12 protein-coding genes are annotated in these 16,733 nt (G+C 68.9%); 9 read left to right on the top strand and 3 right to left on the bottom strand.

Annotated elements, in window-relative coordinates:
• Nucleotides 1–51: 51 nt before the first annotated feature.
• Nucleotides 52–4,008, bottom strand: coding sequence for a type VII secretion protein EccCa (gene eccCa, locus QOM21_RS10465; protein WP_407549577.1), 3,957 nt, complete (start codon nt 4,006–4,008; stop codon nt 52–54).
• 253 nt (nt 4,009–4,261) lie between these two features.
• On the opposite strand from eccCa, the gene eccD reads away from it, so the two are divergent.
• The 6 genes from eccD (at nt 4,262) to QOM21_RS10435 (ending at nt 11,397) form a co-directional block, all read left to right on the top strand.
• Complete coding sequence (eccD, locus tag QOM21_RS10460; RefSeq protein ID WP_407549575.1) at nt 4,262–5,725, top strand: type VII secretion integral membrane protein EccD; 1,464 nt, start codon at nt 4,262–4,264, stop codon at nt 5,723–5,725.
• A 152-nt stretch (nt 5,726–5,877) separates the two neighbouring features.
• Entirely contained in the window at nt 5,878–6,165 is a 288-nt protein-coding gene (rpsO, locus tag QOM21_RS10455) for a 30S ribosomal protein S15 (protein ID WP_006602744.1), read from the top strand.
• 296 nt (nt 6,166–6,461) lie between these two features.
• Nucleotides 6,462–8,684 carry a polyribonucleotide nucleotidyltransferase gene (locus tag QOM21_RS10450; RefSeq protein ID WP_407549573.1) on the top strand — a complete coding sequence of 741 codons (2,223 nt, stop codon included), beginning with the start codon at nt 6,462–6,464 and terminating at the stop codon, nt 8,682–8,684.
• Entirely contained in the window at nt 8,681–10,060 is a 1,380-nt protein-coding gene (locus tag QOM21_RS10445) for a M16 family metallopeptidase (protein ID WP_407549571.1), read from the top strand. Before QOM21_RS10450 ends, QOM21_RS10445 begins: the two co-directional genes overlap by 4 nt.
• Nucleotides 10,061–10,176: 116 nt before the next feature.
• Entirely contained in the window at nt 10,177–10,929 is a 753-nt protein-coding gene (gene dapB, locus QOM21_RS10440; RefSeq protein ID WP_407549569.1) for a 4-hydroxy-tetrahydrodipicolinate reductase, read from the top strand.
• Between the two features lie 15 nt (nt 10,930–10,944).
• The gene (locus tag QOM21_RS10435) at nt 10,945–11,397 is read left to right on the top strand and encodes a hypothetical protein (protein WP_407549567.1); all 453 of its coding nucleotides are present in this window, start codon (nt 10,945–10,947) and stop codon (nt 11,395–11,397) included.
• 70 nt (nt 11,398–11,467) lie between these two features.
• Here the strand turns inward: QOM21_RS10435 and QOM21_RS10430 are convergent, their stop codons facing one another.
• Nucleotides 11,468–12,025: a hypothetical protein gene (locus QOM21_RS10430; protein WP_407549565.1), complete on the bottom strand. Its 558-nt coding sequence runs from the start codon at nt 12,023–12,025 to the stop codon at nt 11,468–11,470.
• A gap of 101 nt (nt 12,026–12,126) precedes the next feature.
• A complete protein-coding gene (locus QOM21_RS10425; RefSeq protein WP_407549563.1) occupies nt 12,127–12,366 on the bottom strand; it encodes a hypothetical protein in 240 nt (79 codons plus the stop codon).
• 231 nt (nt 12,367–12,597) lie between these two features.
• Between QOM21_RS10425 and thyX the strand changes: the two genes are divergently transcribed.
• From thyX to QOM21_RS10410, 3 genes are all read left to right on the top strand, one after another.
• Complete coding sequence (thyX, locus tag QOM21_RS10420) at nt 12,598–13,356, top strand: FAD-dependent thymidylate synthase (protein WP_407549561.1); 759 nt, start codon at nt 12,598–12,600, stop codon at nt 13,354–13,356.
• 196 nt (nt 13,357–13,552) lie between these two features.
• Nucleotides 13,553–14,452, top strand: a complete 900-nt coding sequence (gene dapA, locus QOM21_RS10415) for a 4-hydroxy-tetrahydrodipicolinate synthase (RefSeq protein ID WP_407549559.1) — start codon at nt 13,553–13,555, stop codon at nt 14,450–14,452.
• A gap of 113 nt (nt 14,453–14,565) precedes the next feature.
• Nucleotides 14,566–16,251 carry a ribonuclease J gene (locus QOM21_RS10410; RefSeq protein ID WP_407549557.1) on the top strand — a complete coding sequence of 562 codons (1,686 nt, stop codon included), beginning with the start codon at nt 14,566–14,568 and terminating at the stop codon, nt 16,249–16,251.
• Nucleotides 16,252–16,733: the final 482 nt, after the last annotated feature.

The raw sequence follows: 16,733 nt of genomic DNA, 5'->3' as shown, positions 1-16,733 counted from the left end.
TGGGGCGCCCCTCCTGAGAGGGACGCCCCACCGCCGTTTCATCTATCCGGGTCAGCCGCTGTTCGCCGGCAGCCAGCCCGTCTGGACCAGCTGCGCACCGCGCTTACGCGTGATGAACGTGGCCCGGCCGGGCGTCAGCCTCTGGCCCTTGACGTTGCCCATCAGCGGGCCCTCGCCCGGGTCCGCGGACAGGATCAGCCCCTGCGCGCCCAGTTCCTTGGTGCGCTGCATCACCGGCTCGAACGAGGACCGCCCGGCACCCGAGGAGCTGCGCGCCAGAATCAGGCGCAGACCCAGGTCGCGCGCGAACGGCAGGTACTCCAGCAGCGGCTGCAGCGGGTTGCCGCTGCTCGTCGCCACCAGGTCGTAGTCGTCCACGATCACGAACGCGTCCGGCAGGTCGTACCAGCTGCGGTTGCGCAGCTGCTCCGGCGTGACGTCCGGCCCGGGCATCCGGCGGCCCAGCGAACCGGCCAGACCAGTGATGACCTCCTGCAACTGCGGCCCCGCGGCGCAGTACTTGTACAGGTGGCTCTCGGGGACCTCGCCGAGCTGCGCACGGCGGTAGTCGGAGACCACCATCAGCGCCTTGTCGGAGGGGTACCGCTCGGCGATCTGCTTGGTCAGCAGGCGCAGCAGTGCGGACTTGCCCGACTCGCTCTCGCCGTAGATGACCAGCAGCGGGTCCGTCTCGAAGTCGATGAACGCCGGCGACAGCGTCGTCTCGTCGACACCGATCGCGATGCCGTGCTCCGGGTAGTCGCTGCCCTTCGGCAGCTCGTTGACGTGCAGCATCGTCGGCAGCATCCGCACCGCGGGGGCGGGCTCGCCCTGCCAGTGCTCGTTGACCGTCGACACGAGATTCGCGACGCCGTCGCTGATCGACTCCGGATCGCTCATCCCGTCCAGGCGCGGCAGCGCCGCCAGGAAGTCGAGCTTGTCGGGAGACAGACCGCGTCCGGGCTTGCCCATCGGGACGTTCTCCGCGCGCTTGCGGTCGAACTCCGACTCCATCGCGTCACCCAGGCGCAGCTCGACGCGGTTGAGGAGCTGGTCGCGCAGGGCGGGACGCACCTCGGTGTACCGCGAACCGGCGATGACGAGGTGAACACCGAAACCGAGGCCCCGGCCGGCGATGTCCAGGATCACCGGGTCGAGCTGCTCGTAATCGGTCTTGAAGGTGCCCCATCCGTCGATGACCAGGAAGACGTCGCCCCACTTCTCGTCGGGGAAGGCGCCCGCCGCCCGCCGCTGGCGGTAGGTCGAGATGGAGTCGATGTTGTTCGTGCGGAAGAACTCCTCACGCTCGTTGAGGATGCCGACGACCTCGGAGACCGTACGGCGCACCTTCTCCGCGTCCAGACGCGAGGCGACCCCGCCGACATGCGGCAGACCTTCCATGGTCAGCATGCCGCCGCCACCGAAGTCGAGGCAGTAGAACTGCACTTCCTGCGGGGTGTGGGTGAGCGCGAACGCCGCGATCGCGGACCGGATCAGCGTCGACTTACCGGACTGCGGACCACCCACGACGAGGCCGTGACCGGCACCGGCGGAGAAGTCCAGGTACATCACGTCACGCCGCTGCTCGAACGGCTTGTCCACCAGCGCGACCGGCACCACGAGCTTGCCCAGCGCGGTGTACTCCGGCGCGTGCACGCCGCGCTCCGGGGTGACCGCGAGCGTCGGCAGCAGCTGGTTGACGGTCGGCGACTCCTCCAGCGGCGGCAGCCAGACCTGGTGAGCCGGCGGACCCTGGCCCTGCATCCGCTGGACGATGACGTCCAGGACGGTGTCGGCCAGCGCGTCGTCCTGCTGCGGCTCGGTCGGCTCGACGGGGGTGGGGTCCTCGATGATCTGCTCGACGACCGGTGCCGCCGTGAACGGGACCGGCAGCCGGTTGGTGCGGCTGCCGCCCGGGCCACCGCCGGCGCCGGGGCCGCGGTAGGGGCCCGAGACGTACGCGGCCTTGAACTGCACCATCGTCTCGGTGTCGTACTTCAGGATGCCGGAACCGGGAACGTTCGGCAGGTGGTACGCGTCCGGGACACCGATCGCGGTCCGCGACTCGGCGGCGGAGAACGTCCGCAGACCCAGCCGGTAGGAGAGGAACGTGTCCAGACCGCGGAGCTTGCCCTCTTCCAGACGCTGCGAGGCGAGCAGCATGTGCACACCCATGGAACGGCCGATACGGCCGATCTGGATGAACATGTCGATGAAGTCGGGCTTGGCGGTCAGCAGCTCGGAGAACTCGTCGAGCACCATCACCAGCGACGGCAGCGGGTCCAGCGGGGCACCCGCGGCACGCGCCTTCTCGTAGTCGGTGATGTTGGCGTAGTTGCCCGCGGAGCGCAGAAGCTCCTGACGGCGCTGGAGCTCACCGGTGATCGAGTCGCGCATGCGGTCGATCAGTGTGACGTCCTCACCGAGGTTGGTGATGACCGCCGCGACGTGCGGCATCTCCGACATACCCGTGAAGGTCGCGCCACCCTTGAAGTCCGCGAGGATGAAGTTGAGGGTCTCGGAGGAGTGCGTGACCGCGAGGGCGAGCACCAGGGTGCGCAGCACCTCGGACTTACCGGAACCGGTCGCACCGACACACAGGCCGTGCGGGCCCATGCCCTCCTGCGAGGCCTCCTTGATGTCGAGCATGACGGGCTGGCCGTCCTTGTCGACACCGATCGGCACCCGCAGCCGCTCGTGCAGCGTGCGCGGCCGCCACGTACGCGACACATCGACGGAACCGGCGTCACCGATGTTCATCAGGTCGGTGAAGTCCAGGTTCGACAGCAGCGGTTCCTCGCCGTCCGCACCGGAGCCGGCCCGCAGCGGCGCCAGCTGGCGCGCCAGGGCCTCGGCCTCGGAGATCGACAGGGTGTCGCAGACGCCGTTGTAGACGGCGCCGCTGGCCGACTCCAGCACCAGCTTGCCCGGCCACACCTGTACGGCCAGACCACCGCGGATCTCGTCCAGGTCACCGGGGACCACCTCGAGGATGGTGACGCCCTGCAGGCCCTCGGCCCCGGCGATCACCGAGTCCATCGGGACCTCGCCGGCGTCCAGCACGATCACCACGTGCGGGGTGTCGGTCACCGGGGTGCCCTGCGGGTTGAAGCGCCCGCGCCCGTCCAGGTCGTCGGCCAGCAACTCCTCGATCTCACCGAGGTCACCGACGACGAGACGGCGGGTGCCGGCGCCGTCCACGGTCTTGTCCTGGACCTGCGGCAGCCACTTCATCCACTCCCACTCGGCCTGCGCACCGGGGGCGGCCACGACCGCCACCACCAGGTCCTCGGGCGAGTGCAGCGTGCACAGCTGGGCGATCATGGCGCGGGAGGCGCCGTACACCGTGTCCGGGTCACCGGAGACGGTCAGGTGGTAGAAGGCGCGCAGCGACACCGCCAGCGGCAGGTCGTCCAAGTGGCCGTGCTTGTCGAGGAATTCCTTCATCGCGTGCGCGGTGAGCGGCTCCAGCTCGTCGACCGGTGCGGTCTCCGGAGCCTTCAGCGGCGTGGCCAACTGCTGGGGTCCGAGCCCCAGTCGCACCTGAGCGAAGTCGGGGTCGGTCGCCCGGCGCTCCCACACCCGCTTGCCCTCGGCCACGACGGACCACAGCTGACCCGGGTCCGGGTGGATGAAGAGCTGGGCATCCCGCTGCTTGCGGGCGGTACGCCGTACCTCTTTCCGCTTCTGCGTAAGGTACTTGAGGTAATCCTGGCGTTCCTGGAGCATTTGCCCGGAAGGCCCCTGGCGGGCTTTGACGATCTGCACGATCGCCATCGCCAGAGTGGACGCCACCATGACGCCGCCCATGATTTTCATGAACGGCTGATTTCCCATGAACAGGAATGCCGCCGACGAGGCCATACCCATCATGGGCATAAGGCTCATCAGGATGTTGTCCTGGTCGCCCTCGCGGGGAAGCTCCGGAGGCGCCTCGAGTGTCACCTCCTCGGAGGGAACTTCAGGTGGCAGCGCGCGGGGCGGGCGCTTGACGATGACAACGCTCACCGAGGCATCAGTCCTTCATGCATCTCGCAGTCTCGGACCGCCCCCGTTGGTTTGACGGTCCCCCGAACCAAGTCCTTGGCTCGACGCAGGCGTTGATCCTACTGTTAAACGTCAAGTGCCGGGGTGGGTGGGGCAGCCGTCGAATCGGACGGTACGCTGACGCACCGCGAGCGTGCCGAGGCCCTGTTGTGACGGCCCTATATATACGGCGCGCGACGCGACAAAACGCCCAACGGATAGGGGGAACCGCCAGGTGAGCACGACCACAGGCACCGGCTTTTGCCGGGTCACAGTCGCTGCGCCGGACGCACGGATCGATGTGGCTCTGCCGGAGGACGTCGCACTGGTCGACATCTATCCGGAGATCCTGCGGCTCTCCGGACAGTCCCAGGCGGAGGGCGCCCCGACCGGCTACCACCTCGTGCGCCGCGACGGCACCGTACTCGACGCCGGACAGTCGCTCGCTCAGCAGCAGATCCTCGACGGCGACCTGCTCCTGCTGAAGCCGTTCGCCGAGTCGCTGCCCCTGCCGGTGTTCGACGACGTCTCCGACGCCGTCGCGTCCGCGGTCAAGCGCAACCGCAGCCGGTGGAGCGACGACCTCATGAACTTCGTCGGCCTCACCGCCGGCGTGCTGCTGCTCGTCATGATGGCCTTCGCGCTCTGGTTCTCGAACCCGCTCGAGCGCGACATGCACCGGCTGCCCGGCATCATCGCCGGCGTCACCGGCATCGTCCTGGTCGCCCTGGCCGGCGTCCGCGCCCGCGTCTACGACGACCACAGCTCCTCCATCGCGCTGGGCCTCGCCGCACTGCCGCACCTGCTGCTGGCCGGCTCCGGCATCTTCGCCGTCGAGCCCGGCTCCGGCCCCGGCCGGCTGCACCTCCTCGTCGGCTGCGTGACCGTGCTGGTCGCCTCCGCGCTCCTGGTGGTCCTGCTGCCCCGCGGTGACGCCCCCTTCGTGGCCGCCGCCTTCCTGTCCGCCGTCGGCACCCTCGCGGTCTTCGCGGCGATCCTCACCGACGCCTCGCCCAGCGAGGTCGCCGCGGTCACCGCCGCCGTGTCCATCGCCATGGTCGCCTGGCTGCCCGGCCTGTCCGCCCGCTTCGCCCGGCTGCCCATCGGCTACAAGTCGCCCGACCAGATCGCCAAGGGCTACGACGGCGAGCGCGGCGAGACCGAGTCCGTCGACTTCGTCAAGATCGGCAACCAGGCCCGCCGCGGCCACGAGCTGCTCCTCGGCCTCGTCGCCGGCTGCTCCGCCCTCGTCGTCGGCTCGGCCGGTGTGGTCCTGGGCTTCTCCGACAACGGCTGGGCCCAGCTGATGGCCCTGGCCGCCGGCATCACGATCATGCTCCGCGCCCGGCTGTTCGACTACACCGCGCAGGTCGCCTGCCTGACCATCGCAGGCATCCTCACGATCGTCCTGCTGATCCTGGGCATCGCGCTGCACCCGCCGACGGAGATCTTCGTCGAGCTCGACCGCTTCAAGGACTCCGGCCCGCTGAACATCCGCACCGTCTGGTTCTCCAGCAGCATCGCGGCGGGCGCCGCCCTGCTGGTCGGTGTGGGCCTGGTCGTCCCGCGCAAGGGCGTCACCCCCTTCTGGGGCCGGATCTTCGACATCTTCGACGGCCTGGTCCTGCTGTCCCTGGTGCCGCTCTGCCTCGCGGTCCTGGATGTCTACGGCACGGTGCGCGGCCTCACCGGCAGTTAGCGGCCGCCCGTCGCTCCCGCGGCCCCCCGACCACCCGGTCGGGGGGCCGTTTGCAGCTGGTACGCTGTGTGACGGCCCGGTCGAGTCATCCAAGATTCCCTGTGAAGCAAACCAGGGGCGCTCACGGACCGAAACACACTGAGGAGTACCGCGTGTCGCTCGACGCCGCTACGAAGAAGCAGATCATGGCCGAGTTCGCCACCAAGGAGGGTGACACCGGTTCCCCCGAGGTTCAGGTCGCGATGCTCTCCCGCCGCATCTCGGACCTGACCGAGCACCTCAAGACCCACAAGCACGACCACCACTCCCGCCGTGGTCTGCTGCTGCTGGTCGGCCAGCGTCGCCGCCTGCTGCAGTACCTGGCGAAGAAGGACATCACGCGCTTCCGTGCGCTGGTCGAGCGCCTGGGCATCCGCCGCGGCGCGGCGGGCGCCAAGTAACACGCCGTAGAGGGAGCGGTTCCCACCGGGAGCCGCTCCCTTTGCCGTACGCACCGGACACTTCCGCCGCCCCGTGGTGGACGGAACCTTTGTAGTCTGGTGGCATATCGCAAAAGCGAACGCGGTAGGAGCGCCTTCTGGCCGCCGGTCCTCGGTAGTGGCCCCCGGATGATCCATGGACACACTCCATGCCACTCACTCCGGGTGCTTCGATCGAAGACCGGCCCGTACCGGCGCTCCACCGAAGACGGTCCCCTGCCACACGGGCAGCGGACGCTGACGAGGAGATTTTCTTGGTGGAGAACGAGACCCACTACGCCGAAGCCGTTATCGACAACGGATCCTTCGGCACCCGCACCATCCGCTTCGAGACGGGCCGCCTGGCCAAGCAGGCCGCCGGCTCCGCCGTGGCGTACCTGGACGACGACACCATGGTGCTGTCGGCCACCACCGCTTCCAAGAAGCCGAAGGACCAGCTGGACTTCTTCCCGCTGACCGTCGACGTCGAGGAGCGGATGTACGCAGCCGGGAAGATCCCCGGTTCCTTCTTCCGCCGTGAGGGCCGCCCGTCCGAGGACGCGATCCTCACCTGCCGCCTGATCGACCGGCCGCTGCGCCCCTCCTTCAAGAAGGGCCTGCGCAACGAGATCCAGATCGTCGAGACGATCATGGCGCTCAACCCCGACCACCTCTACGACGTGGTCGCGATCAACGCCGCCTCCTGCTCCACGCAGCTGGCCGGCCTGCCCTTCTCCGGCCCGATCGGCGGCACCCGTGTCGCACTGATCAACGGCCAGTGGGTCGCCTTCCCGACGCACACAGAGCTCGAGGACGCGGTCTTCGACATGGTCGTGGCCGGCCGTGTGCTGCCCGACGGCGACGTCGCGATCATGATGGTCGAGGCCGAGGCCACCGAGAAGACCGTCCAGCTGGTCAAGGACGGCGCCGAGGCCCCGACCGAAGAGGTCGTCGCCGCCGGTCTCGAGGCCGCCAAGCCCTTCATCAAGGTGCTGTGCAAGGCCCAGTCGGACCTCGCCGCCAAGGCCGCCAAGCCCACCGGTGAGTTCCCGGTCTTCCTCGACTACCAGGACGACGTCCTGGAGGCGCTGACCTCCGCGGTCAAGACCGAGCTCGCCAAGGCGCTGACCATCGCCGGCAAGCAGGAGCGCGAGTCCGAGCTGGACCGCATCAAGGAGATCGCCGCCGAGAAGCTGCTCCCGCAGTTCGAGGGCCGCGAGAAGGAGATCTCCGGTGCCTACCGCGCGCTGACCAAGAAGCTGGTCCGCGAGCGCGTCATCAAGGACAAGGTCCGCATCGACGGCCGCGGCGTGACGGACATCCGTACGCTCGCCGCCGAGGTCGAGGCGATCCCGCGGGTGCACGGCTCGGCGCTGTTCGAGCGTGGCGAGACCCAGATCCTGGGCGTCACCACCCTCAACATGCTCCGCATGGAGCAGCAGCTGGACACCCTCTCCCCGGTGACCCGCAAGCGCTACATGCACAACTACAACTTCCCGCCGTACTCCGTCGGTGAGACCGGCCGCGTGGGTTCGCCCAAGCGCCGCGAGATCGGCCACGGTGCGCTCGCCGAGCGCGCCATCGTGCCGGTGCTGCCGACGCGCGAGGAGTTCCCCTACGCGATCCGCCAGGTCTCCGAGGCGCTGGGCTCCAACGGCTCGACGTCCATGGGCTCGGTCTGCGCCTCCACCATGTCGCTGCTGAACGCCGGTGTGCCCCTCAAGGCCCCGGTCGCCGGCATCGCCATGGGCCTGATCTCCCAGGAGATCGACGGCCAGACCCACTACGTCGCCCTCACCGACATCCTCGGTGCGGAGGACGCCTTCGGCGACATGGACTTCAAGGTCGCCGGCACCAAGCAGTTCGTCACCGCGCTGCAGCTCGACACCAAGCTCGACGGCATCCCCGCCTCGGTCCTGGCCGCCGCGCTGAAGCAGGCCCGTGACGCGCGTCTGCACATCCTCGACGTGATGAACGAGGCGATCGACGTTCCGGACGAGATGTCCCCGAACGCGCCCCGCATCATCACCGTCAAGATCCCGGTGGACAAGATCGGTGAGGTCATCGGCCCCAAGGGCAAGATGATCAACCAGATCCAGGAGGACACCGGCGCCGACATCACGATCGAGGACGACGGCACCATCTACATCGGTGCCGCCGACGGCCCGGCCGCCGAGGCCGCCCGCGCCACGATCAACGGCATCGCCAACCCGACCATGCCGGAGGTCGGCGAGCGCTACCTGGGCACGGTCGTCAAGACGACCACCTTCGGTGCGTTCGTGTCCCTGCTCCCGGGCAAGGACGGCCTGCTGCACATCTCGCAGATCCGCAAGCTCGCCGGTGGCAAGCGCGTGGAGAACGTCGAGGACGTGCTCGGCGTGGGCGCCAAGGTCCAGGTCGAGATCGCCGAGATCGACCAGCGCGGCAAGCTCTCCCTGATCCCCGTGATCGAGGGCGAGGACGCCGAAGGCGACGACAAGAAGGACGACGCCGCCAAGTGACGTCCCGGACGCAACGGACGACGGCCCGCACCTCCTCGGAGGGGCGGGCCGTCGCCCGTACCCAAACGCTTCTCAAGGGCACCGCAGGCGCCGGCACGGTCCGCAGGACCACCCTCCCCGGCGGCCTGCGCATCGTCACCGAGACGCTGCCTTCCGTCCGCTCCGTCACCTTCGGGATCTGGGCGAACGTCGGCTCCCGCGACGAGACCCCGTCCCTCAACGGCGCCACCCACTACCTGGAGCACCTGCTCTTCAAGGGCACCGAGCGGCGCAGCGCGCTGGACATCTCCGCCGCGATCGACGCCGTCGGCGGCGAGATGAACGCCTTCACCGCGAAGGAGTACACCTGCTACTACGCGCGCGTGCTGGACGCCGACCTGCCGCTCGCCATAGACGTGGTGTGCGACATGCTCACCGGCTCGCTGATCGAGGCCGAGGACGTCGACGCCGAGCGCGGTGTCATCCTCGAAGAGATCGCGATGACCGAGGACGACCCGGGCGACTGCGTGCACGACCTGTTCGCGCACACCATGCTCGGCGATACCCCGCTGGGCCGCCCGGTGCTGGGCACCGTCGACACCGTCAACGCCCTCACCCCCGAGCGCATCCGCCGCTTCTACAAGAAGCACTACGACCCCACGCACCTCGTCGTCACCGCCGCGGGCAACGTCGACCACGCCAAGGTCGTCCGCATGGTCCGCCGCGCCTTCGAGCGCGCCGGGGCCCTGGATCGCGCGGACGCCGCCCCGATGGCGCCGCGCAGCGGCAGCCGGGCCCTTCGCGCCGGCGGCCGCGTCGACCTGCTCAACCGCAAGACCGAGCAGGCGCACGTGATCCTCGGCATGCCCGGCATGGCCCGCACCGACGACCGTCGCTGGGCCATGGGCGTGCTGAACACCGCACTCGGCGGCGGGATGAGCTCCCGCCTCTTCCAGGAGGTCCGCGAGAAGCGCGGCCTGGCGTACAGCGTGTACTCCTACACCTCCGGGTTCGCCGACTGCGGACTGTTCGGCGTCTACGCAGGCTGCCGCCCCAACCAGGTGCACGACGTGCTTAAGATCTGCCGCGACGAACTCGACAAGGTGGCGGCCGACGGCCTCACCGACGACGAGATCCGCCGCGCGATCGGTCAGCTGCGCGGCTCCACGGTGCTCGGTCTGGAGGACACCGGAGCGCTCATGCACCGCATCGGCAAGAGCGAGCTGTGCTGGGGAGAGCAGATGTCGGTCGACGAGATGCTCGCCCGGATCGCGGCGGTCACCCCCGACGAAGTGCGCGAGGTGGCCCGTGACGTCCTGGGCTCACGCCCGTCGCTGTCGGTCATCGGCCCCCTGAAGGACCGGCAGGCGGCCCGGCTGGACGAAGCCATCGCCTAGGGCGTGCCAGGCGCCGCGTGCCGGGCGATACTTTCGCCACAGGCTCTGGGCCCGAACCGGCGCACCGCCGCCGGCCGGGCCCAGCCGCCCGTACCACGAAGAGAGAGCTGGAAACGATGAGCAAGCTGCGCGTGGCCGTGCTGGGTGCCAAGGGGCGCATCGGCTCCGAGGCCGTACGAGCCGTCGAGGCCGCCGAGGACATGGAGCTGGTCGCGGCCCTCGGCCGGGGCGACAAGCTGGAGACGCTGGTCGAGGCCGACGCCCAGGTCGTGGTCGAGCTGACCAACCCCGGCGCCGTGATGGGCAACCTCGACTTCTGCCTGCGCCACGGCATCCACGGCGTGGTCGGCACGACCGGCTGGACCGACGAGCGCCTGTCGCAGCTGCGCACCTCGCTCGCCGCCTCTCCCGGCGCGGGAGTGCTCATCGCCCCGAACTTCTCCATCGGCGCGGTGCTGACCATGCAGTTCGCGCAGAAGGCGGCCCGGTTCTTCGAATCCGCCGAGGTCATCGAGCTGCACCACCCGAACAAGGCGGACGCCCCGTCCGGCACCGCGTCCCGCACCGCCGAGCTGATCGCCAAGGCCCGCGAGGAGGCCGGCAGCGCCCCGCAGCCGGACGCCACCAGCACCGCCCTGGACGGCGCCCGCGGCGCGGACGTCGACGGCATCCCGGTGCACTCCGTACGGCTGCGCGGTCTGCTCGCGCACCAAGAGGTGCTGTTCGGCGGCGTGGGGGAGACCCTCACCATCCGCCATGACTCCCTTCACCACAGCAGCTTCATGCCGGGCATCCTGCTCGGTGTGCGCCGGGTGGTGAGCACTCCGGGCCTGACCGTGGGCCTGGAGAACTTCCTCGACCTGGACTGACGGGCAGATCCGACCGTGCGTGCAAAGCTCACCTACTTCGTCCTGGCGGCGGTCCTGGTCGCCTACTTCGTGCTCGTCGGCAGCCGCGGCGTCCTGCTCATCGAGCAGGGCACCCTGCTGACCGTCACGTTCGGGGTGGCCGTCCTGATCCTGCCGTTCATCGGCCTATGGTTCCTGTGGCACACCACCCAGTTCGCCCGCAAGGCCGGAGCCCTCTCGCGCGAGCTGGAGGCCGAGGGCGGTCTGCCGGTCGACGAGCTGCGGCGGACGCCGGGCGGCCGCATCGACCGCGACTCGGCCGACGAGGTCTTCGCCAAGCGGCAGACCGAGACGGAGGAGGCGCCCGGCGACTGGCGGACATGGTTCCGCCTCGCGGTCGCCTACCACGACGCCCGGGACACCCCGCGGGCCCGCAAGGCCATGCAGCGCGCCATCGCCCTGCACGACAACGGGCCCGTACGGACCTGAGTCCCTACGGGCCCGCACGGCGGTGGGTACGGAGCCGGCGGTCACGCCGTCCGTGCCCCGCGGCAGAGGGCTAGGAGCGGTATTCCGCCGCCCAGGCCTCCAGCACGTCCGCGGCGCGTTCGAACGCCTCAGGGCGCGACAGGAAGTCGCCGTTGTGGTCGGTCACGAGAATCCGCAGCGGCTCGCCCTCGGTCCGATACACGACCAGGGCCTGCCCCTGCACCGTCCGCGGCAGGCCCAGCCAGCGCACCGGCTGCTGGACCGTACGGACCTGGGCGACGGCGCTCCACGGTTCGGTCGTCGTATGCAGGAGCCCGACCTGGCGCAATCCGCTCGCGCTCACCCACAGCCCCACGCGCAGCAGGCGCACCGCGAGGGCGATCACAAGCGCCCCTGTCGCGACACAGGCCACGGCGCCGGGCAGCGAGCCGGCCAGCGCGATGATCATGGCGGAGAGCAGTACGAACGACGCGAGCAGCAACAGCACAGCCGCCGCCCCCACACGCCACGGTCCGGGGCGGTAGGGACGGCGCCAGTGGTCGGGCTCGTCATGGGGCAGCGGAGCGGTCTCCGCCGCATGGTTGTCGAAGTCGAGGTCGCGGTCGGCCGTCAGGAAGGGCAGGGGCACGGCTGATCCTCACTCAGGGGCACGGTGACACAAGCTGTGACCGGTGAGGTTATCGGGCCCGGCGAGGCGGAACCACTCAGCGGTGCGCCCCACCCCTCCACTCAGCGGTGTGCGGCCTCGGAGTGATGAACCCGGCCCGTACCGGAGCTGTCCTGCTGCAGCGCGGGTACGCCGAACAGCAGGGCGCCGGCCAGGCCGCCCACGACTGTCAGGGCCATCAGGGACTGCCCCAGGAGCTGTGCACGGGAGGGGCGATCGCGGGGCGGGGGAGTGACATTGCTGCGGAACCGGTCTGCCTCGGCGACAAAGGCGAACGGGACGGGCTCTCGCCGGCGGAACATGAGCGGGCTCTCCTAGGAACCTCGAGGTGGGCACTGTCACAGAGTTAGACGACTGAGGCGTCCGCTTGGTGCCCGTTTTCAGTAACTTCTGTGAAAAATATCAAGCGCGCTACGCACTGATGCCACCGGGGTCCGAAATATGCCTAACGCGGCATCACTTCGCATTTCCCCGGCTGTCAGTGGCGGGCCGTAGGCTGGGCGCCGCACAGGATCGATTGGAAGGAACCGCCGGTGTCCCACACCCCCGCCGAGAGCACTGAGAGCCCTGACGGCGCAGCCGCCAGCTTCCGGAGCGAGGTGACGGTCGAGCTGGTCAAGCACAGCGCGGCCGACAGCGACGTCCTGTGGGCGGCCCGCGTCTCCACGGCCGGCGAGCAGTCCCTGGAGGAGCTGCAGAAGGACCCCGAGCGCTCCAAGGGCCTGATCAACTACCTCATGCGGGACCGGCACGGCAGCCCCTTCGAGCACAACTCGATGACCTTCTTCATCAGTGCGCCGATCTTTGTCTTCCGCGAGTTCATGCGGCACCGCGTCGGCTGGTCGTACAACGAGGAATCCGGCCGCTACCGCCAGCTGGAGCCGGTTTTCTACGTCCCCGGTGAGTCCCGCAAGCTGGTGCAGCAGGGCCGCCCCGGGAAGTACGAATTCGTCGAGGGCACCCAGGCGCAGCACGAGCTGACCGGCCGCGTCATGGAGGACACCTACCGCAGGGCGTACGAGGCGTACCAGGAGATGCTGGCCGCCGGCGTGGCCCGCGAGGTCGCCCGTGCGGTGCTCCCCGTCGGCCTGTTCTCGTCCATGTACGCCACCTGCAATGCCCGGTCGCTGATGCACTTCCTCGGCCTGCGCACCCAGCACGAACTCGCGGCCGTGCCGTCCTTCCCGCAGCGGGAGATCGAAATGGTCGGCGAGCAGATGGAGGCCCACTGGGCAAAGCTGATGCCGCTCACGTACGGCGCATTCAACGCGAACGGTCGCGTGGCGCCGTAAAGCCCAGGTGGCAGCCGGACGCCGCGGCCCCGCGCAGAGGCGGGCAAAGTGTCCGGATTGCGGCATTTTGAGAAGTTCATTTACGCTGAACAAACGGACCCGGCACTGCTTGAACCCCCGAGCAGGCAGTGCCGGAGTCCACATCCCTGCTCCCCAGAGGCGCATCCCGTGGTGAGCTACGAGTAGCGTGGGACCCATGGCTCCGACTTCCACACCGCAGACCCCCTTCGGGCGGGTGCTGACCGCCATGGTCACGCCGTTCACGGCGGATGGCGCCCTCGACCTCGACGGCGCGCAGCGGCTCGCCGCCCACCTGGTGGATGCCGGCAACGACGGCCTCGTCGTCAACGGCACCACCGGAGAGTCCCCGACCACCAGCGATGCGGAGAAAGCCCAGCTCGTCCGTGCCGTGGTCGACGCGGTCGGAGACCGCGCCTTCGTCGTAGCCGGAGCCGGCACCAACGACACCCGCCACAGCCTGGAGCTCGCCCGCGCCGCCCGGGACGCCGGCGCCCACGGCCTGCTCGCGGTCACGCCGTACTACAGCAAGCCGCCGCAGGAGGGCCTCCTGCGGCACTTCACGGCCATCGCGGACGCCACCGAGCTGCCCGTCATGCTCTACGACATCCCCGGCCGCAGCGGTGTCCCGATCAACACCGAGACCCTGGTCCGGCTCGCCGAGCACCCGCGGATCGTCGCCAACAAGGACGCCAAGGGCGACCTCGGCCGCGCCAGCTGGGCCATCGCCCGCTCGGACCTCGCCTGGTACAGCGGTGACGACATGCTGAACCTCCCGCTGCTCTCGGTCGGAGCCATCGGATTCGTCTCGGTCGTGGGCCACGTCGTCACCCCCGAGCTGCGTGCCCTGCTCGACGCCCATCTCAACGGTGACGTCACCAAGGCCACCGAGATCCACCAGAAGCTGCTGCCCGTCTTCACCGGCATGTTCCGTACCCAGGGCGTCATCACCACCAAGGCCGCGCTCGGCCTCCAGGGCCTGCCCGCCGGCCCGCTGCGCCTGCCGCTGGTGGAGCTCGCCCCCGAGGAGACCGAACAGCTGACGCGCGATCTTGCCGCCGGCGGGGTACAGCTCTGATCACAGACTTCACAACTGAACACGGACCAACAACCGCCACATAGCAAGTGCACGAATGTCATGCGCGCCACGTGCCTCGACGGCAGCGTGGCGCGTGTGGTGAGGAGAGTCTTTTGAGTCATCCGCATCCCGAGCTCGGCGCACCGCCGAAGCTTCCCAAGGGCGGCCTGCGGGTCACCCCCCTAGGCGGCCTGGGTGAAATCGGCCGCAACATGACGGTCTTCGAATACGGCGGTCGGTTGCTGATCGTCGACTGCGGAGTGCTCTTCCCCGAGGAGGAGCAGCCCGGAATCGACCTGATCCTGCCGGACTTCACGTCCATCAGGGACCGCCTCGACGACATCGACGGCATCGTGCTCACGCACGGCCACGAGGACCACATCGGCGCTGTCCCCTTCCTCCTGCGCGAGAAGCCGGACATCCCGCTCATCGGCTCCAAGCTGACCCTCGCGCTCATCGAGGCCAAGCTCCAGGAGCACCGCATCCGCCCCTACACCCTGGAGGTCAAGGAGGGGCACACCGAGAAGATCGGCCCCTTCGACTGCCAGTTCGTGGCGGTCAACCACTCCATCCCCGACGCGCTCGCGGTCGCCATCCGCACCCCGGCCGGCATGGTCGTGCACACCGGCGACTTCAAGATGGACCAGCTCCCGCTGGACCGGCGCCTGACGGACCTCCCGGCCTTCGCCAAGCTCGGAGAGGAGGGCATCGACCTCCTCCTCTCCGACTCCACGAACGCCGAGGTCCCCGGCTTCGTACCGCCCGAGCGGGACATCTCCAACGTCCTGCGGACGGTGTTCGCGAACGCCCAGAAGCGCATCATCGTGGCGAGCTTCGCCAGCCATGTGCACCGCATCCAGCAGATCCTCGACGCGGCGAACGAGTACGGCCGCCGGGTCGCCTTCGTGGGCCGTTCGATGGTCCGCAACATGGGCATCGCCCGCGAGCTGGGCTACCTGAAGGTCCCGGCCGGCCTGGTCGTCGACGTCAAGACCCTCGACGACCTGCCCGATGACGAGGTCGTGCTGGTCTGCACGGGCTCCCAGGGTGAGCCGATGGCCGCCCTCTCCCGGATGGCCAATCGCGATCACCAGATCCGCATCGTCCCGGGCGACACGGTCATCCTGGCCTCGTCCCTCATCCCGGGCAACGAGAACGCGGTCTACCGCGTGATCAACGGCCTGACGCGCTGGGGCGCGGACGTCGTCCACAAGGGCAACGCCAAGGTCCATGTCTCGGGCCACGCCTCGGCCGGCGAGCTGCTGTACTTCTACAACATCTGCAAGCCGAAGAACCTGATGCCGGTGCACGGCGAATGGCGGCATCTGCGCGCCAACGCCGAGCTGGGCGCCCTGACCGGCGTGCCCAAGGACCGGATCGTGATCGCCGAGGACGGCGTCGTCGTCGACCTGGTCAAGGGCGTCGCGAAGATCGTCGGCAAGGTCCAGGCGGGCTACGTCTACGTCGACGGCCTCTCGGTCGGCGATGTCACCGAGACCCATCTGAAGGACCGCCGCATCCTCGGCGACGAAGGCATCATTTCCGTCTTCGTCGTGGTGGACAGCAGCAGCGGCAAGATCGTCGGCGGGCCGCATCTCCACGCCCGTGGTTCGGGCATCGACGACGCGGCGTTCTCCGGCGTGATCCCCAAGATCGACGAGGCTCTGGCCAAGTCGGCCCAGGACGGCGTCATGGAGCCCCACCAGCTCCAGCAGCTGGTCCGTCGTGCGGTCGGCAAGTGGGTGTCGGACAACTACCGTCGCCGCCCGATGATCCTTCCCGTGGTCGTCGAGGTCTGACGCACAGGGTCGTACGAACGTACGTAAGCGGAGCGGGGCGCCCGGATTTGCATCCAGGCGCCCCGCTCCAGTACGTTTACGGCTCCGCCTGAACGGGAAGCACCGCACGCCTGCGCGTACGGGGCTCGCTCCGAAGGGGGCGGAAATCCGGCCCAGAGCAATCTGATAAAGTCGGAACCGCCGAAAGGCAAACCCCCTCCGACAGGTAATCGGAACCGCATTTCGAACCCACCGCGATAAGCGGGGGAACGGAAAAGGATCTGATAGAGTCGGAAACGCGAAGAAGCCGAAAGGCCGAATCGCACCGGCGAAAATCAGGACCGCGAGGATCTGATAGAGTCGGAAACGCAAGACCGAAGGGAAGCGCCCGGAGAGCCTGGTGAAACAGGCACAAAGGAAGCGTCCGTTCCTTGAGAACTCAACAGCGTGCCAAAAGTCAACGCCAGATATGTTGATACCCCGTCCACCTCGGTGGATGAGGT

It is taken from the genome of Streptomyces sp. Pv4-95 (genome assembly GCF_045782725.1).
Lineage (GTDB): Bacteria > Actinomycetota > Actinomycetes > Streptomycetales > Streptomycetaceae > Streptomyces.
The sequence above is the reverse complement of the archived record's forward strand: the minus strand, read 5'-3'. Positions and strand labels throughout refer to the sequence as shown.

Excerpts from the sequence above, each read along its gene's own strand:
- dapB (WP_407549569.1), top strand. The coding sequence starts at position 10,177 with ATGAGCAAGCTGCGCGTGGCCGTGCTGGGTGCCAAGGGGCGCATCGGC.
- QOM21_RS10425 (WP_407549563.1), bottom strand. The coding sequence starts at position 12,366 with ATGTTCCGCCGGCGAGAGCCCGTCCCGTTCGCCTTTGTCGCCGAGGCA.
- dapA (WP_407549559.1), top strand. The coding sequence starts at position 13,553 with ATGGCTCCGACTTCCACACCGCAGACCCCCTTCGGGCGGGTGCTGACC.